General features: G+C 60.4%; 15 protein-coding genes. 8 read left to right on the forward strand and 7 right to left on the reverse strand.

Annotated elements, in window-relative coordinates; all coding sequences use genetic code 11:
* Positions 1–227: 227 nt before the first annotated feature.
* The 7 genes from DUT91_RS21390 to DUT91_RS21420 all read right to left on the reverse strand — a co-directional run bounded on the left by DUT91_RS21390 (position 228) and on the right by DUT91_RS21420 (position 7,768).
* Positions 228–1,994: a TRAP transporter permease gene (locus DUT91_RS21390; RefSeq protein ID WP_114442513.1), complete on the reverse strand. Its 1,767-nt coding sequence runs from the start codon at positions 1,992–1,994 to the stop codon at positions 228–230.
* A gap of 95 nt (positions 1,995–2,089) precedes the next feature.
* Entirely contained in the window at positions 2,090–3,061 is a 972-nt protein-coding gene (locus DUT91_RS21395; RefSeq protein ID WP_114442514.1) for a TAXI family TRAP transporter solute-binding subunit, read from the reverse strand.
* Positions 3,062–3,240: 179 nt separating this feature from the next.
* Positions 3,241–3,459: a hypothetical protein gene (locus DUT91_RS21400; RefSeq protein ID WP_114442515.1), complete on the reverse strand. Its 219-nt coding sequence runs from the start codon at positions 3,457–3,459 to the stop codon at positions 3,241–3,243.
* A 51-nt stretch (positions 3,460–3,510) separates the two neighbouring features.
* A complete protein-coding gene (locus DUT91_RS21405) occupies positions 3,511–4,581 on the reverse strand; it encodes an ABC transporter ATP-binding protein (protein ID WP_114442516.1) in 1,071 nt (356 codons plus the stop codon).
* 12 nt (positions 4,582–4,593) lie between these two features.
* Positions 4,594–5,451: a carbohydrate ABC transporter permease gene (locus tag DUT91_RS21410; protein ID WP_114442517.1), complete on the reverse strand. Its 858-nt coding sequence runs from the start codon at positions 5,449–5,451 to the stop codon at positions 4,594–4,596.
* Complete coding sequence (locus DUT91_RS21415; RefSeq protein WP_114442546.1) at positions 5,444–6,382, reverse strand: carbohydrate ABC transporter permease; 939 nt, start codon at positions 6,380–6,382, stop codon at positions 5,444–5,446. Before DUT91_RS21415 ends, DUT91_RS21410 begins: the two co-directional genes overlap by 8 nt.
* An 81-nt stretch (positions 6,383–6,463) precedes the next feature.
* Positions 6,464–7,768 carry an ABC transporter substrate-binding protein gene (locus DUT91_RS21420; RefSeq protein WP_114442518.1) on the reverse strand — a complete coding sequence of 435 codons (1,305 nt, stop codon included), beginning with the start codon at positions 7,766–7,768 and terminating at the stop codon, positions 6,464–6,466.
* 204 nt (positions 7,769–7,972) lie between these two features.
* On the opposite strand from DUT91_RS21420, the gene DUT91_RS21425 reads away from it, so the two are divergent.
* From DUT91_RS21425 to DUT91_RS21460, 8 genes are all read left to right on the forward strand, one after another.
* Positions 7,973–9,181, forward strand: a complete 1,209-nt coding sequence (locus DUT91_RS21425; protein WP_114442547.1) for an ROK family transcriptional regulator — start codon at positions 7,973–7,975, stop codon at positions 9,179–9,181.
* Between the two features lie 49 nt (positions 9,182–9,230).
* Positions 9,231–10,331, forward strand: a complete 1,101-nt coding sequence (locus DUT91_RS21430) for a Gfo/Idh/MocA family protein (protein WP_114442519.1) — start codon at positions 9,231–9,233, stop codon at positions 10,329–10,331.
* Positions 10,332–10,350: 19 nt separating this feature from the next.
* Complete coding sequence (locus DUT91_RS21435) at positions 10,351–10,992, forward strand: ThuA domain-containing protein (RefSeq protein ID WP_114442520.1); 642 nt, start codon at positions 10,351–10,353, stop codon at positions 10,990–10,992.
* Positions 10,993–11,219: 227 nt separating this feature from the next.
* On the forward strand, positions 11,220–12,254 hold the full coding sequence (locus tag DUT91_RS21440) for a LacI family DNA-binding transcriptional regulator (protein ID WP_114442521.1): 1,035 nt from the start codon (positions 11,220–11,222) through the stop codon (positions 12,252–12,254).
* A gap of 71 nt (positions 12,255–12,325) precedes the next feature.
* Entirely contained in the window at positions 12,326–13,564 is a 1,239-nt protein-coding gene (locus DUT91_RS21445; RefSeq protein WP_114442522.1) for an ABC transporter substrate-binding protein, read from the forward strand.
* 72 nt (positions 13,565–13,636) lie between these two features.
* Positions 13,637–14,554, forward strand: a complete 918-nt coding sequence (locus DUT91_RS21450; protein WP_114442523.1) for a carbohydrate ABC transporter permease — start codon at positions 13,637–13,639, stop codon at positions 14,552–14,554.
* Positions 14,551–15,414 (forward strand): carbohydrate ABC transporter permease, encoded by an 864-nt coding sequence (locus tag DUT91_RS21455; protein WP_114442524.1) that lies wholly within the window; start codon positions 14,551–14,553, stop codon positions 15,412–15,414. The genes DUT91_RS21450 and DUT91_RS21455 overlap by 4 nt, the downstream gene beginning before the upstream one ends.
* 23 nt (positions 15,415–15,437) lie before the next feature.
* Entirely contained in the window at positions 15,438–17,366 is a 1,929-nt protein-coding gene (locus DUT91_RS21460; RefSeq protein ID WP_114442525.1) for a glycoside hydrolase family 127 protein, read from the forward strand.
* Position 17,367 lies beyond the last annotated feature (1 nt).

Genomic DNA, 17,367 nt, shown 5'->3' on the forward strand with positions numbered 1-17,367 from the left:
GATCAGACCGAATTTCAATCGTTCTGCCGAAGGACACCCCGCAGCGTCGGCCTTCCAGCGCCTCGGAGCACGTGCAGGCGCAAGCTACAGTCGCTCGATCATGAGATGACGGCTCGCTATTGCTGGATACGAAGGTTTGCTTTGATGAATTACAGTGCTTGCGGTGACAACTCGGTGTCTATGATCCTGCCCTTCCAGACTGAACGCTATTCCTAACCAACCTTGCCCTACAGCGGACTGAACGGCACGAACAGAACGCCGAGCCCGGCCGCCACGAGCGCCGCGCGGACCGGGAACCGATAAGCGGCGATCAGCCCGTAGGAAACGCAGGTCAGGCCGATGGCCACCTTGACGCCGGAAAACAGTGCTGCAACCGGCGCCTGCGCTGTGGCAAGCAGGTTCGGATTGGCGATCATCGCCAGCGGGATCAGATAAAGGCCGACGCCCAAAGCCATTGCGGTGAAGGCCACCTTCAGCCAGTCTTCGCGCACCATGCCGGCAGCGATGAAGACAGCGCCGCAGACAGGTGGCGTGATGGTCGACAAAAGCGCGAACCAGAACACGAAGAGATGGGCCTGAAGCGGCGCGAGACCGAGTTGTGTGAGCGCTGGTCCGGCGACCGAAACGCAGATGACGTACGCAGCTGTCGTCGGCACCTCCATGCCCAGGATGAGGCAGGCCGCCGCGGTCAGGAACAGGGACGGCCATAACATGCCGCCGGAACCCGATAGGATCAGCGATGTGATCTTTACGCCAAGTCCGGTGATCGACAACACGCCGACGATGAGCGAGGCGCAAAGGATGATAGCAGCGATCATCGATACCTGCCGCGCCGCGGCGATCAGGGCATCCTCGAACCGGGCCAGAGCCGCGCGCCCGCTGAAATGGAGCCTGCCGTCGACCAACAGCAGGACGGTTCCAGCAAGGATGGCGAAAGCGGCGGCATATTGCGGCGTGTAGCGCGCCCAAAACATGCCCCACAAAAGGACCGAAAACGGCACCAGGAAGAAAGCCGAGGTGACGAGCAGGTCGCGTGGCGCAGGCTTCTGATCGTCCGGCAGGCCCTTTAAGGGATAGCGTGTGGTGAAGGCGTTGATGCCCACCCATACGGCGAGGAAATAGAGGATGGCAGGCAGGGCCGCCGCCGCCATGATGCCGGTGTAGGGCGTGCCCGTCAGTTCCACCATGACGAAGGCCCCTGCCCCCATCAGTGGCGGCATGATCTGCCCGCCGGAGGAGGCCACCGCCTCGATCGCGCCGGCCAACCGCTTGGGATATCCAAGTCCGACCATCGCCGGAATCGTGATGGCCCCGGTAGAGGCCACATTCGCCGAGGCCGACCCGGAGATCGAGCCGAACAATGCAGACGAGATGACCGACACCTTGCCCGCGCCGCCGTTCAGCCGGCCAGCGGCGGCCGCCGCCACATTCATGAAGCCGCGCCCCGCCTCGCCCGCATTCAGCACCGCGCCGAAGATGACGAAGATCGCGACCGTGCCGACCGAGACCCCGGTCAGGCTGCCCCACAGCCCGCCCTCGGCGATTGTCAGCGTGCCGAGGAAGCTTGCCAGCGGCGTTCCCGCATGGCCGAACTCGCCTGGAATATATTGGCCGAACAGGCCGTAGAGCAGCGCCAGCGCGGCGACGCCGGGCAGCGCCCAGCCGATGGCCCGGCGCGCTGTCTCCAGAACCACGATGAGCAGCGTGACGGCGATCCCGATCTGCATGGGACCTTCCAGAAAGCCATACTGGTCGGCAAGGTTCTGCTCGTTTAACGCCAGCCACACACACGCCGCGATCCCCGCAATCGCCAGCACCCAGCCGGAAAGGCGCTTCAGGCCGGTCGAAGGCGCGAAGATCAAGAGCCATGGCAGGATCAGCGCCATGTGCAACGGTCGGCTGACGAGGTTCGGCACGAGGCCGGAAAAGATCAGCCCCAGATGAAAGGCGACGAGCAGCCCGGCAAGAGCCGCAGGAAGAATGCGTTTGGTCATGGGACGATCAGGTTGGGGACGATCACAGTGGAACGAAAAAGCGGAAGGCAAAGTGAAGAGCGCGGCATCCGCCGCACGCTTCGCGAGCACGAGGTTTACATCTGACCTTCAGCCAGTTCAAAACCCGCTTCCTTGTAGTAGCGGATGGCGCCGGGATGCAGCTTGCCGGCTATATTGGCCATCAAGCTCTTGTCGACGCCCTTCCACCAAGGTGCCGAACCGCTCATCGCCTCTTTCTGTTGCCAAAAGGTTTTGGTGAGTTGGTAGGCGGCCTCTTCGTCCATCGCCGTCGTGGTATAGGCGACGACAGGCAGAGACGTCGTCAGGATGTCCTTGTCCTGGCCGGCGTAGACACCGGCAGGGATCGTCAATGGCGCGCGCTTCGTTTCAGCGATTTGCTCCGGTGTCAACGACAGGATGTTGACATCGACACTTGCCGCGGCCTCCAAAACGTTCGGCGCAGGCCAGGAGCCGGCGGTGACGAACCCGTCGATCTGGCCGTTCTTCAGCGCGGCGACGGCGTTCGAAAGTTCCGCATCGGCGATCTTCACCTTGCCATCGAGGCTGAACAGGCCGAGATATTTCTCGCCCTCCGTCGCGCCGAAGGATCCCTTGCCGAGCAAAATGGTCTTGCCCTCCATGCCGGCGAAATCCTGCGCTCCTGACGCCTTCGACATGACGAAGTGCATGGTGAGCGACGGGATCGGGAACAGGCCGCGGATATCGGCAAATTTCGGATCGCCCTTGCCCTTGAAGGCCCCGGTCCCCATTTGCGCCGCGCCGACCAGTGCGGGCGGCGTCGTGAAGACATAGTCCCCGCCCCGCGCGCGCACTTCCATCACATTTTGCACCGAGCCCTGGCTTTCCTCGATGGTCATGATGATCTTGCCGTGGGTGCCCTTCTTTATCGCCTCGGCAATCTCGACGCCCATCTGGTAATATGACGAGCCGGCCTTGGCGGATTTGTAGGTCACCCGGGTTTCGGCGCTTGCGGCGGTGGCGGCGGTGGCGGCGACGCCAACGGCCAAGGCCGAGGCGAGCGTGGCTTTGATGGCTGAACGAAACATTGCTGGAAGTCCTCCCTGTATTGCTGCGTTCCGCATAGCAGGCGCCTTCCCATTTGACCAAGCATCAGAACATGAATTATGCCGTTTTTGCTGGAAAATGAGCAGATGGACGGAATCCAGTCGATCATGCCACTTTGTGTTCATTGGAAACAAGAAGAACAGTGACATGGCTTTCGCGATCAAAACCGAGGTTGCGATCCGCAGGCGCAGACGGTGATAGGGTCGATCGGCAACCGCGCGATCATGGCACCGCCCAAGATGCCCCGCAGCCCCAGCACCAGCAAGCCGACGATGATTTGCGGCCGGGTATACGCGACCCTTTTCCCAACGCGGGCGACTGGCGTGCGCAATACGATCGCGAAGTATTTGAGGGCCGGCACCATCGAACCGGCAGCCATTGGGCTATCGTGCCAAAGACCGTTATACGCGCCCTGTGATCGACCAGGGAGCTACAGCGCTACCCCGCTCGCACCATCGAACACATAAACCTTCTCACCATCGGCGACGGATTCGAAATACGCGCCGTAGCGAGCCGGATGATCGCCATCGACAATTGCGGTTATCTGGCTGCCGGCAAATTCGAAGAGGACATGGGTCTGGGCGCCTGTGGGCTCCACCAGCAGCGTTCGGCCCGAGATGATGCTGCCCGAGCCGACCGAGACGAAATGCTCGGGCCTCAGGCCAATTTTCACGGACTGGCCGCGCCGGACGTTTCGTTGTGGCGCAATCCTGACCGCCGAGCCGTCACCGAGCCGGACGGCGGGTTCGCCATTTTCTGCATCAACGACGCCATCGAGAATATTCATAGCCGGTGAGCCAATGAAGCCTGCCACAAATAGATTGGCAGGCTGGCGATAGAGTTCGAGCGGCGTACCGACCTGTTCGATATTACCTTGATGAAGCACCACGATGCGGTCGGCGAGCGTCATCGCCTCTATCTGGTCATGGGTGACATAGATCGAGGTCGTGCCCACCTTCTGGTGCAGCGACTTGATTTCGGTGCGCATCTGCACCCTGAGCTTCGCATCGAGATTGGAAAGCGGCTCGTCGAAGAGAAATACCGCAGGATCGCGGACGATGGCGCGTCCCATGGCGACGCGCTGGCGCTGGCCACCGGAAAGTTGGCTAGGCTTGCGGTCGAGCAGATCGGTGAGCGCCAGCATACGCGCGGCCTCGCTCACCCGCTTCTCGATCTCCGGCTTGGGGACGCCGGAGAGCTTGAGGTTGAAACCCATGTTCCCGGCAACACTCATATGCGGATAAAGCGCATAGGACTGGAAGACCATGGCAATGTTGCGCTCGCGCGGGGTGAGCGGATTGACGATCCTGCCCGCGATCATCACCTCCCCATTGGTGATTTCCTCAAGACCGGCGATCATGCGCAGAAGAGTGGATTTTCCACAGCCCGAGGGGCCGACGAGTGCGATGAATTCGCCGTCATCGATCGACAGCGAGACGCCGTGGATTACCTCCAGCGTGCCATAAGACTTGCGGATGTCGTTGAGTTCTACGGATGCCATGATGATAACTCCTCAACCCTTTACCGCGCCGGCCGTCAGGCCCGCAATAATGTGCTTCTGGGCTAGAAAAAAGACGATGACGGTGGGCAGGATCGTCAGCGTGATGAAGGCGAGCACGAGTTGCCACTGCGTGCCGAATTCACCGCGATAGACCATGATGCCGAGCGGCCAGGGATACTTCGTTTCCGTGTTCAGCATGATCAACGGCAGGATGTAGCTGTTCCAGCTATTGACGAAGGAGATGATGCCGACGGTGGCGATGATCGGCCGCGAGAGCGGCAGCGAGATATGCCAGAAAAAGCGGATGTAGCCGCAGCCATCGACGAAGGCCGCCTGAAACAGCTCGTCGGGCAGGTTCCGAAAATAGTTGCGAAAGAGCAGGATGCTCATGCCTAGACCAAAGGCGACCTGAGGCAGGATCACTCCCCAATAGGTATCGAGCAGGCCGAGATCGCGGATGCGGATGAACAACGGCAGAATGGCGGTCGCCGCCGGAAACATCAACCCGATGAGAAAGTAATTCAGTAACTGACCAGCGCCGAAGAACTTTACGTGGGCGAGAGTGAAGGCCGCCATCGCGGATGCCACCACGGTCAGGAACACCGTCATGATGGCGATGAACAGCGAGTTGATCATCTGCCGCCAGTAGCGGTCGCCGAACAGGATATCGAGATAGTTCGACCAGTGCCATTGCGCCGGCAGGCCGAAGGGGTTGACGCGCAATTCGCCGAGAGACTTGAAGCCGCCGAGGGCAGTGGCAAGCAGCGGCACCAGAACCAGCGCCGCCACCAGCGACAGCGAAACATAGAGATAGATGCGGGTGCCCGCATTCATGCGGACGGATGTGCCTGAAATACTTGTGTCAGTCATGGCGCATGAATATCCGTTTGTAGCCGAAGGCGAGCGTAACGCAGATGACGAAGAGGATGACGCCGACAGCGCTGCCCAAGCCCACCTGCATGCGCGTTACGCCATAGGTGTAGAGGAAGGTCACCATGGTCTGCGTGGCGTTTAACGGGCCGCCGCCCGTAAGCGGCATGATCAGGTCGAAGAGTTGCAACGAGCCGATGATCGCAAAGAAGACCGATATTCGCACGGTGGAACCGAGCAGTGGTAGCGTGACATAGCGGAATTTCTGCCAGCCGGTCGCCCCGTCGATCTCGGCCGCTTCCAGCACGTTCTTGTCCACCGCCTGCAGGCCGGCGATGAAAAGCATCATGTGGAAGCCGAAATATTTCCAGATGACCACCGCGAGAACCGCGTAGATCGCGAGATTCTTGTCCGCCAGCACATAGGGCGTAACGACGCCGAAGAAACCCGAGATGGCGGCAAAAAGCCCGTAATCGCCATCATAGACGAACCGCCAGATGAGCCCGGCGGCGACATCCGCAAGCACATAGGGCAGGAAGAAAATCAGGCGGAAGGTCACCGCGCCTTTGATCCGGTGTGCGAGCATCGTTGCGAGCCAGATCGCCAGGGGGATCTGCAGCAGGAGCGACGTGAGGATGATGAGGCCGTTGTTGATCAGCGCGCGCGAGAATGCGGCGTTGTTGAACAGCACCTCGAAATTGCGCAGGCCAATGAAATGCTCAGGCGCCCCATAGCCGTTCCACCGGTAAAGGCTGTACCAGGCGGCCTCGCCCATCGGCAGGATGACGAAGAGCGTGAAGAGCAAGAGCGCCGGCGGCAGGAAGAACAGGAGCACCGGCAGGCGTCCACGCACCGCGGGGCTCCTGTAGCGTGTCTTCCTGGCCGCAACTGTGGCTGATGGCGCCCTCATCGTGGCGGTTGCGTCGGTCATGCCCATAATCTCCTTCACGCGGGAGCTGATCCTGGAACGGGAGGCCAGCAACCATGTCGGTTGCCGGCGAACCGATCCGCGCTACTCGAGTTCGAGCGCATCCTGGATCATCTGGGCGCCCTCCTCCGGCGACATCTGGCCAGTGAGGATTTCGATGGTGACGTCGTTGACCACCCGGCCGACCGCCGGTCCGAGATCCTGGTCGAAATAGTTCTGATGCCAGGTAGAGGCAGCGAGTTGGTCCGCCGAAGCGCGCATCAGCGGATCAGCAATACCGTCTTCCGCGCCTAGGGCCGCGGGAATGATCATCCCGGCCGCTGCCTGGATGCGCTCATTGTCCTTATCGGTCAGATAACGCAGGAAATCGAGCGCTTGCGGCGGCGCTTTCCTGGTGACGGCCCAGCCATTGAGACCGCCCAGCGTATCGGTTGCGGCACCCGCGCCGCCTTCGACCACGGGAAAGGCAAAACGGCCGATATTATCGGACGCAAGCCCCTTGCCGTCGCCGGATTGGGTACGCTGGTTCGCCTCGGTGTTCTCAAAGCTGAGGATTATCGCCGCCTTGCCGTCACCGAAGACGCCGAGGGTTTGGGGCCATGTGGCGCCGAGATAGCCGCCCTGGAAGGGTTCAAGCTTGCCCAGTTCCGCAAGCTGCTCGCCGGCCTTGATGATCGCCGGGTCCAGAAAGCCTTCGCCCTCCTTGTTCTTGGCGGCCGAGAAGACCTCCTGTCCGCCATTGCGCATGACGAGATAGCTCCAGTAGAAATGCAAAGGCCACTTGTCGCCGCCGCCGCCGGCGATCGGGGTAATTCCAGCCGCTTTCAGCGTCTTGACGGCTTCGATGAAATTATCCCAGGTCTTGATGCCCTCGGCCTTCACACCAGCTTTATCGAAAAGCGCCTTGTTATAGAAAAAGCTCACAGTTCCCATTTTGTAGGGGACCGCAAAAATTTTCTCATTGAAGGTGAAGCCCTTTACGGCGGCTGGATTATACGTCTTCACCCAGGCGCCACCATCGGCGTTCATCGCGTCGCTCAGGTCCATCAGCGTCCCGGTTTCGGACTGCTGCTTCAGCACGCCGCCGCCCCAGGAATAGAAGAAATCCGGTGCGTCCTCAGACTGGAGAAGCGTCGGAAGCTTGGCCTTGAATGCCTCGTTGTCCAGGAATTGCAGCTGAATATCCACATCAGGATGCGCGGCTTCGTATTTCGCGGCAATGTCTTCCCAGACTTTCACATAGGACGGTACTGTTTCCAAATGCAGCCATTTGACCACGGTCTGGGCCGCACTTGCGCCCGTACCCGAGAGAAATGCCAGTCCGGTCGCGGCTACAAGGGCTGATAGATTTCTGGCGCGAAGGGGCGCCTTCCCATAGAGATGGATCATCGCAGTCTCCTCCCGGGGAACATTCCTCACCAATTTGTCCCCAATACGGATTAATTCAACTGACGTTAGCGCGAAAGTCAACGAGGATTCCGGATTTTGTGCCAATTTGCTTGACAGGCTATGGGCATTCTCGGTTATTTAATTCGCATTCCGGCCAAATCATTCCCGCAGCTGTATCGGACCAAAAGAGTAACCTGCCAGATCATGAAGACAGCCGATCCCGAACTTATGCGAGCGATCAATCGCTTCAACGTGCTGGACACCATCCGCCGGCATGGGCCCATTTCGCGGGTGGAAATCAGCGAGCGCTCCGAGCTTTCCACCACCACCGTCTCGGCGATCACGGGCGCGCTGCTCGATGACGGGCTGATCCTGACGCGCCACGAAGGCGATCTCCGCAATGCCGCCGCGCGCGGCCGGCCGCGCGTCATGCTGGAGCTCAATCCCGATGCAGCACGCGTCGTCGGCGCCAAGATCGCGGCGCATTGCATTGTCTTCGTCGTCACCAATTTCTGCGGCGAGGTGCTGTCGCACCTGACCCTGCCGATCCGCGTCAACCGCCAGTCGATCGCCGTCATCGCAGACCTTATCGAAGATGGGGTGCGGCGATGCGTGGTCGATGCCGGGCTGTCGCTCGGTGATGTCGATTCCATCTGCATCGGCCTGCCCGGCGTCATTGAGCACCGCACCGGCCATGTCCGCTCGAGCCCGATCTTCCGGGAGGCAAATGTCGATTTCGCCAGCGAGATGACGAACCGGCTAAACGTGCCGACTATCGTCGAGAGCGACGCGCACGCGATTGCGCTGGCACATCATTGGTTTGGCAAGGCACGCGATCTCGACGATATGGTGCTCGTCTCGCTGGAGCAGACGCTCGGCCTCGGCGTGCTGCATCACGGTCAGCTCTTTCGCGGTGCCGGCGGCCTCAGCCACAATCTCGGCGACCTTGTGCTGGGTATCGGGCCGCAGGACATCGTGCGGCTTTCAGCGCTTGCCGGCGAGAACGCCGTCCTTGGCGATCAGCCCGATGGTGGCGGGCGCTTGGCCGAGGCCATGCGGCTCGGACGCGGCATGGCGCTTGCGCAGACACTGATTGCCGCCGAGGACGATAGGCTGATTGCAGCCGCGACCCATGCTGGAGAAGCTGTAGGGCTTGCGGTCGCCAATATCGTCACCCTTTTCGGCCCGCCGCGCGTCATCATCGTCGGATCGACCCTATCGCTTGGATCCGTTTTTCTCGACAGCCTGCGTGACGCTTACAGGCGCGCCATTCCGCCCTCGATCCAGGCCGTCGCGGAACTCATCTTTGACGAATCCGCCGACGAGACCTGGGCGCAAGGGGCGGCAGTGGTCGCGCTGTGCGAACTCTACGAATCCCCTTGGGGAACGACGGGGCCGGCACCAGCCCTTTAATGCTTCGGGCATCTGCCCCGCACTTTACATTTCGGTTTGGAGGAGACTGATGGAAACACTTGGGCTTGGCATCATCGGCTGCGGCAATATCTCGTCGGCCTATCTGAAGGCAATGACCTCCTTCCCCATTCTCGACATTCGCGGCATCGCCGATCTCAACCGCAGCCTTGCCGATCAGCGCGCGGCGGAGTTCAACGTACCCGCCCGCGATATCGGCGAACTCCTCGCCGATCCGTCGATCGAACTGATCGTCAATCTCACTGTTCCCAAGGCGCATGTGGCGGTGGCGATGCAGGCACTGGAAGCCGGCAAGCACACCTATTCGGAAAAGCCGCTCGGCATCAATTTCACTGAGGGCAAGAAGCTCGCCGCATTCGCCGCCACCCGCGATCTGCGCATCGGCGCCGCGCCCGATACGTTTCTCGGCGGAGCGCATCAGACGGCGCGCGCCATCGTCGATTCCGGCGCGCTTGGACAGCCCGTCGGCGGCACCGCGAACTTCATGTGCCCTGGCCACGAGCGCTGGCACCCAAACCCTGATTTCTACTACGAGATCGGCGGCGGACCTATGCTCGACATGGGCCCCTACTATATCACCGATCTGGTCAATCTGCTTGGGCCGGTCGCCAGGGTTGCCGGTTTTGCCATGGCCCCGCGCAATGAGCGCGTGATCACCAGCCAGCCGCGCCATGGCGAGCATATACCGGTGCATGTGCCGACGCATGTCGCCGGCGTAATGGCGTTCGAGAATGGCGCGGTGGTGCAGATCGGCATGAGCTTCGATGTCGCCGGGCACAAGCATGTGCCGCTGGAAATCTACGGAACCGAGGGCACGCTGATCGTGCCGGATCCGAACCATTTCGGCGGCCAGGTCGAGTTGCTCAAGAAGGGCGGTACGTTCGAGCCTTGCGATACGAGCGAACCTTATGCCGATGGCAATTACCGCTCAATCGGCGTCGCCGACATGGCCCATGCCATCCGGTCGAACCGGCCGCACCGGGCAAGCGGCAGCCTCGCCTTGCATGTACTGGAGGTGATGGAAGCCTTCCACACCGCCGCCGAAACCGGCACCACAATCGCGATCACGACCCAAACGGAACGACCCGCGCCGCTATCCCAGTCACTCATCGGCGGCCATATCGGACGCTAAAAATCTGGAGGAAAATATCATGCGTGAAGCACTCATCGTCTGGGGCGGCTGGAGTGGCCACGAACCGCAGGAATGTGCGCATATCATCCGTGACATGCTGCAGGAAGACGGCTTCAAGGTCTATCTCGAGCACAGCACAGAGGCTTTTGCCGATCCCTCGATTCATGACCTCTCGCTGATCGTGCCGATCATGACCATGTCGAAGATCGAGAAGGAGGAGGTGAAGAACCTTTCGGCTGCCGTCGAAAACGGCGTCGGCATTGCCGGTTATCACGGGGGCGCGGGCGATGCCTTCCGCGAAAGCGTGGAATACCAGTTCATCATCGGCGGCCAATGGGTGGCGCACCCCGGCAATATTATCGATTATACCGTCAATATCGCACGGCCGGACGATCCGCTGATGGAAGGTATCAGCGATTTTCCTTATAAATCAGAACAGTATTACCTGCATGTTGATCCATCGAATGAAGTACTGGCGACGACACGCTTCAATGGTGATCACGCCTCGTGGATCGATGGCGTGGTGATGCCGGTCGTCTGGAAACGCAAGCACGGCAAGGGCCGCGTCTTTTATTCTTCCCTGGGCCATGTCGCCAGCGAGTTCGACGTCCCGCAAATGCGGACGATTTTCCGCCGCGGTGCCAACTGGGCGGCGCGCTGACGCACGGGTGCTGGAAACCCTTCACCGGCAATTCGGTTCATCGTCGGCCCTCTGAGACCTGCCCTGCTCTTCGTGAGCGGGGCACCTACCAATTGTGCCCCGGTACACTTTAGTCACCGCATCTTGAGCGCCACAGATCCGCCCTCCTCCCTTATCCTCAGCGCTTTAAGGGAAAACCTTTTCCCTCTTGACAACTTTGGTGAGAAAAGGTTTTCTCATGCAAAAGGATGGAGGCTGAACTGGATCTGGAGGGGGCAAAAAAAGGACGGATAACCATCCATGACGTTGCCGCTGCTGCGGGCGTAAGCATTTCCACGGCGTCAAAGGCTCTGAACAATACCGGCCGCGTGGGCGAGGAAACGCGGGAACGGGTCAAGCGCGTCGCCGCAGAGATCGGCTTCAGGCCAAATGCGCTGGCGCGGGGCCTGTTGAGCAAGCGAAGCTTCACCATCGGCCTGTTGACCAACGATACCTATGGACGCTTCACCCTGCCTGTCATGTCAGGCATTTCGGAAGCCCTTGTCGATCACGGCGTTTCGGTCTTCCTGTGTGCGATCGAGGACGATCCGGCACTGGGGCAGATCCATGTCGATGCCATGCTCGACAAACAGGTGGATGGCATCATCGCGTCGGGCAAGCGGCTTGACCGGTCTCTGCCTGTCGACCTTTCAGACCTGCCGGTGCCGGTGGTTTACGCTTACACGGAAGGCCCTCCTGGCAGCGTGACCTTCCGGTCGGACGACGCGCAGGGTGCGCGGCTCGCGGTCGAATGGCTCATGGAATTGGGGCGCCGCCGGATCGCCCACATTACCGGGCCGGAGAGTTTCTTTTCGGTGCGCGAGCGCGCCGGTGCATACCAAGAGGTCGCGGGCGATATGGAGCCGGTGATGTACGGTATCTGGGCGGAAAGCTGGGGCCGTGAAGCCGTTGCAAGGATTTGGAGCAGAGCCGGTGAAAAGCCGGACGCGGTGTTCTGCGGCAATGACCAGATTGCCCGTGGCGTCATTGATGCCCTGCGCGAGCGGGGCACCCGCGTGCCTGAGGATGTGTCGGTCGTCGGCTTTGACAATTGGGAGATCATGGCCGACCAAACACGGCCGCCGCTGACCTCGGTGGATATGGGATTGAAGGCACTTGGCCGCGAGGCGGGATTGACCGTTCTGGCAATGGCGGAAGGCCAGCCGGTGGTGACCGGTGTGAGGAAATTGCCATGCCGCCTGATCGTGCGGGCCTCGTGCGGCGGCGGCAAGATTCCTGCATAAGAGGGCCGGAGCTGGCAAGAAAGTTTGAATGCAGCCGGCGCGGGAGGCGCGCCATTTTGGGAGGGAAAATCATGATCAAGCGTTTATTGGCGGCAACAATCGTCGCCACACTCTGCCTCATGTCCGGGGCATCGGCTACTGAGACAATCAATATGTGGGTTCGCACTGGCGTCGGCGACTCCTTCAAAAAAGTCGTGGAAGCCTATAACGCCAGCCATGAAAACAAGGTTGCGGCGACCGAGGTGCCCTTCTCCGAACTGGTGCAGAAATATGCGACCGCTATAGCCGGCGGACAGGCGCCCGACGCGCTTTCGATGGATCTGATCTATACGCCGGCCTTCGCCGCCGCGGGCCAACTGGAAGATTTGACCGATTGGGCCAAGCAACTCCCCTATTTCAATTCGCTTTCGCCATCCCATGTCCGGCTGGGCACCTATCAGGACCGTGTCTACGGCCTGCCGCTTTCGGTCGAGACGTCGGTCTTCGCCTGGAACAAGGACCTTTACAAGAAGGCTGGCCTCGACCCCGAGAAAGCGCCAGCGAGCTGGGGAGAAATCGAAGCCAACGCGGAAAAGATCCGCAAAATCGGCGATGATACCTATGGTTTCTATTTCTCGGGCGGCAGCTGTGGCGGCTGCATGATCTTCACCTTCACGCCGCTGGTCTGGGGTTCGGGCGCGGACATTCTTTCCGCCGACGGCAAGACGGCAACACTCGACACGCCGCACATGCGCAAGGCGGTGGATGCCTATCGCAGCATGGTCAAGAAGGACCTCGTTCCGGCTAGCGCTGCGAGCGATAATGGTGTGAACTTCCTGAGCTTCACCAGTGGCAAGATCGGCCAGCAAAGCCTTGGCGCCTTCGCCATCGGCACGCTTGTGACGGAACACCCCGAGATCAACTTCGGCGTCACGCTCATTCCGGGCATCGACGGAGGCACGTCATCCTTCGCCGGCGGTGACAATTTCGTCGTCACCAAGGGAACCAAAAAGCTCGATGCGGTGAAGGAATTCCTCGAATTTGTTTACTCGATGGAAGGCCAGAAGGTCATGGCCCAATATGGCAGCCTGCCGACACGCGGCGATATTGCCGATAAGGTGCTGGAAGGTCTAGATCCGCGCATGCAGGTTGGTCTCCAGGCGATCGGCGTCGCCAAGACACCCTATACGCTGCAGTTCAACGATCTGATCAACAGCGCCAACGGGCCATGGGCCACCTTCACCAATGCCGCGATTTACGGTGACGATGTCGATGCCGCATTCCAGAACGCGCAGAGCGAGATGCAGTCGATCATCGATAACGCCCAATAGGCCTCGCCAGTCGGCTGGCCGGAAGGCGCGACAGCCTTCCGGCCGATTTCAAGAGTAAATGCGGAGCATTCGATGACCGGTTCTGGTCAAAAGCAGCCATTGTCCTCGCGCAGACGGCGGGAGAACACGCAATGGCGGGGACTTCTCTATATCGCTCCGGCGATGCTCCTCGTCATCGTCTTCTTCGTCGTGCCGGTCATATTCACCGGATGGATGAGCCTGCACAACTGGCCGCTGATGGGAACCTCGCGCTGGATCGGCATCAGCAATTATACCAGGATGTTCAATGATGTCCGCTTCATGTCAGCGTTGCGCTTTACCGCCTATTACACTGTGATTGTTACGATCGCGATCTTCGCAGTTGCCTTTCCGCTTGCCATTTTCGTGGAAAAGCAACGCCGGTTCGTCGGCGCCTATCGTACCGTCATCTTCCTTCCCGTCGTCATTGGCCTCGCAACGGCCTCACTGCTCTGGGTGTGGCTGGCCAATGTCGATAGTGGCTTTATCGGCCCCGCGCTCAAGGCGCTGGGGCTGGTTGAGCGAAGCCCGAACCTGCTAGCGAGCTTTGACAGCGCGTTTTTAACGATCATCATCATGGTGGTGTGGAAGATCGCGGGCTTCACCATGATCATCCTTTTGACGGGGCTGCAGGCGATACCGGCGGAACTGACCGAAGCGGCGCGCATCGATGGCGCGGGGCGCTGGCAGCGCTTCCGGCACCTCACTTTGCCGCTGATGCGCCGGACGATCGCGCTGGCGCTGATCATTTCGGTCACAGGCTCGATCCTCGCCTTCGACCAGTTCTACATCATGACATCGGGCGGACCGCAGAACCGGATGATCTCGGTCGTCTACTACATTTTCAACCAGTCCTTTGTGTCGTTCAATCTGGGTTATGGGGCAGCGCTTTCGATTGCTCTTCTGGTCATTCTGGTGCTGATAAGCATCGTCCAGCTTCGGTTGCTGCGGATCGGGGAGGAGCGGCCATGATCGCTTCCAGGACACGCCGCGCACGAAAGGCGTTTCGCGGGCAGATAGCCTATCATGGCGCAGGCATTGCCATTGCGCTCTTCTTCCTCGCGCCACTGTTTATAACATTCCTTGCTTCGTTCAGGCACGGCACGCAGGCCCGTCAGCCGGCAATCCCGCCCTGGCCGACAGACGGCTTCAGCCTCGATTCTTATCGCTCGCTGGATACGTTTGGCGCAGGCGTCTGGCAGCACACGGTCAATTCGCTGGCCGTATCGCTCGCAACCGTGGTGCTGACGGTCGTCGTCAGCCTGCTCGCGGGCTATGGCTTTTCGCGCTATCGCTTCCCGCTGAAGAATGTTCTGTTCGTGCTCATCATCGCGACGCTGATGATCCCCTTCCAGTCGATCCTGACGCCGCTTTTCATCATTCTCGCCAAGCTGGGCCTCAGCAATTCGCTGATCGGGCTGACGCTCGTCTATGTCACACTGCAACTCCCCTTCTCGGTGTTCATGATGCGCAATGCCTTTGACGCCGTGCCGAAGGAGATCGAGGAAGCGGCGCGCATCGACGGCGCGCGCGATCTTCGGCTGCTCGTCTGCGTCCTGCTGCCGCTGGTCCTGCCGGGCGTCGCAACGGTGGCGATCTTCGCCTTCCTCAATGCCTGGAACGAGTTCCTCGCCGCTCTCGTGCTGCTTTCGAGCAATGAGAAATATACACTGCCGGTATTGATGATGGCGGTGCGCGCGGGACGCCTCGGCGCCATCAACTGGGGGGCGGTACAGGCGGGCGTCGCCGTCATGACGATCCCCTGCCTCATCGTCTTCCTGCTCCTGCAACGCTATTACATGCGCGGGCTCATGGCCGGCGCTGTCAAATAACTCTCTAATAAAACGGACAAGCCATGACCCAGTTGAAAAGAGACCGCCAGTTCCGCCCCCTTCCCGTCCCGAGTGTCGAGATTGCGGGCCTGTTCGGCGACCGCCAGGATGCGATCTGCAATTCCACCGCCGAAACGCTTCTCAACCGCTGCGTCGAAGCGGGCATGGTGCAGGCAATCGATATGAACGAGCCCAGCCCCGGCATCGTCATCCCCATCCAGCCCTGGGGCGGCACGACGCAGATGTTCTGGGACAGCGATCTCGGGAAGTCGATCGAAACCGTTGCATATTCGCTCTATCGCCGGCCGAATCCACAACTCGAGGCTCGCGTCGATGCCATCATCGATCTCTACGAGAAACTGCAGGACGAGGACGGCTACCTCAACGCATGGTTCCAGCGCGTACAACCCGACCGCCGCTGGACCAATCTGCGCGATCATCACGAGCTATATTGCGGCGGCCATCTGATCGAGGGCGCGGTTGCTTACTTTCAGGCGACCGGCAAACGCAAGCTGCTCGATATCATGTGCCGCTACACCGACTATCTGATCACCGTCTTCGGCCATGGTGAGGGCCAGCTTCGCGGCTATTGCGGTCACGAGGAAATCGAGCTGGCGCTGGTCAAGCTAGCCCGCGTGACCGGTGAGAAGAAATATCTCGACCTTTGCAAGTTCTTCATCGACGAACGCGGAACCGAGCCGCATTTTTTTGACCAGGAAGCCATTCGCGACGGTCGCGACCCCGCGGACTTCATTCAGAAAACCTATGAATATGGCCAGGCCCATCTACCGGTGCGGGAGCAGAGACAAGTCGTAGGCCATGCCGTTCGCGCCATGTATCTTTATTCCGGTATGGCCGATATCGCCACTGAATATAAGGACGACACGCTGACCTCCGCGCTTGAAACGCTATGGGACGACCTGACCACCAAGCAGATGTATGTGACCGGCGGCATCGGCCCCGCGGCTTCGAACGAAGGCTTCACCGACTATTACGATCTGCCGAACGAAAGCGCCTATGCGGAGACCTGCGCCTCCGTCGGCCTGGTCTTCTGGGCCAATCGCATGCTTGGGCGCGGGCCGAATCGGCGCTATGGCGATATTATGGAGCAGGCGCTCTATAATGGCGCAATGGCCGGCCTCTCACTCGACGGCAAGACCTTCACTTACGAAAATCCGCTGGAAAGCGCTGGCAAGCACCACCGCTGGACCTGGCACCATTGCCCTTGCTGCCCGCCGAACATCGCGCGCCTGCTCGCCTCGATCGGCTCCTATATGTATGCCGTCGCCGATGACGAGATTGCCGTGCATCTCTATGGGGAAAGCAAGGCCAGTTTTGAAATGGACGGCGCCAGGATCGAACTCGCGCAGAAGACGCGCTATCCCTGGGATGGCGCAATACGGTTCGATATCTCGACGGGCCAGCCTGCCCGCTTCGCTCTGTCGCTTCGCATCCCCGAATGGGCGAGCGGTGCTTCCATCAGGGTCAACGGCGAGGCGCTCGATTTAACCAGGATTACGGTCGAGGGCTATGCCCGCATTGAACGCGAATGGAAAACCGGCGATCATGTCGATCTCGATATTCCGCTGATCCCGCGCGCACTTTGGGCTAATCCGCTGGTGCGCCAGGATGCGGGCCGCGTCGCGCTGATGCGCGGTCCCCTCGTCTATTGCGCCGAGGCGGTGGATAATGGCGAAGGCCTCAACGCCCTTGAGTTGGAAGGTGATGTTGCGCAAGCAAAGACCACGGAGATCGCCGAATTGCGCGGCGCGGTCGCGCTCGAACTTCCCGCCACCCGCGAGGAGGCCAATTGGGGCGATGTACTCTACCGCACCTCACCGCCTGAAAAGCGGAAGGCAACGGCGCGTTTCGTCCCCTATCCCTTCTGGGACAACCGGGCGCCCGGAGAAATGCTCGTCTGGATGCGAGCGGGGAAGTTGAACCATGAATAAG

It is taken from the genome of Paramesorhizobium salinisoli, assembly GCF_003335045.1.
Lineage (GTDB): Bacteria > Pseudomonadota > Alphaproteobacteria > Rhizobiales > Rhizobiaceae > Paramesorhizobium > Paramesorhizobium salinisoli.

What these genes read in the sequence shown, in the direction of transcription:
- DUT91_RS21445 (WP_114442522.1), top strand. Translation starts at nt 12,326, where the DNA reads ATGATCAAGCGTTTATTGGCGGCAACAATCGTCGCCACACTCTGCCTC.
- DUT91_RS21440 (WP_114442521.1), top strand. Translation starts at nt 11,220, where the DNA reads ATGGAGGCTGAACTGGATCTGGAGGGGGCAAAAAAAGGACGGATAACC.
- DUT91_RS21420 (WP_114442518.1), bottom strand. Translation starts at nt 7,768, where the DNA reads ATGATCCATCTCTATGGGAAGGCGCCCCTTCGCGCCAGAAATCTATCA.
- DUT91_RS21390 (WP_114442513.1), bottom strand. Translation starts at nt 1,994, where the DNA reads ATGACCAAACGCATTCTTCCTGCGGCTCTTGCCGGGCTGCTCGTCGCC.
- DUT91_RS21410 (WP_114442517.1), bottom strand. Translation starts at nt 5,451, where the DNA reads ATGACTGACACAAGTATTTCAGGCACATCCGTCCGCATGAATGCGGGC.
- DUT91_RS21450 (WP_114442523.1), top strand. Translation starts at nt 13,637, where the DNA reads ATGACCGGTTCTGGTCAAAAGCAGCCATTGTCCTCGCGCAGACGGCGG.
- DUT91_RS21435 (WP_114442520.1), top strand. Translation starts at nt 10,351, where the DNA reads ATGCGTGAAGCACTCATCGTCTGGGGCGGCTGGAGTGGCCACGAACCG.
- DUT91_RS21455 (WP_114442524.1), top strand. Translation starts at nt 14,551, where the DNA reads ATGATCGCTTCCAGGACACGCCGCGCACGAAAGGCGTTTCGCGGGCAG.
- DUT91_RS21460 (WP_114442525.1), top strand. Translation starts at nt 15,438, where the DNA reads ATGACCCAGTTGAAAAGAGACCGCCAGTTCCGCCCCCTTCCCGTCCCG.
- DUT91_RS21415 (WP_114442546.1), bottom strand. Translation starts at nt 6,382, where the DNA reads ATGACCGACGCAACCGCCACGATGAGGGCGCCATCAGCCACAGTTGCG.
- DUT91_RS21395 (WP_114442514.1), bottom strand. Translation starts at nt 3,061, where the DNA reads ATGTTTCGTTCAGCCATCAAAGCCACGCTCGCCTCGGCCTTGGCCGTT.
- DUT91_RS21405 (WP_114442516.1), bottom strand. Translation starts at nt 4,581, where the DNA reads ATGGCATCCGTAGAACTCAACGACATCCGCAAGTCTTATGGCACGCTG.
- DUT91_RS21400 (WP_114442515.1), bottom strand. Translation starts at nt 3,459, where the DNA reads ATGGCTGCCGGTTCGATGGTGCCGGCCCTCAAATACTTCGCGATCGTA.
- DUT91_RS21425 (WP_114442547.1), top strand. Translation starts at nt 7,973, where the DNA reads ATGAAGACAGCCGATCCCGAACTTATGCGAGCGATCAATCGCTTCAAC.
- DUT91_RS21430 (WP_114442519.1), top strand. Translation starts at nt 9,231, where the DNA reads ATGGAAACACTTGGGCTTGGCATCATCGGCTGCGGCAATATCTCGTCG.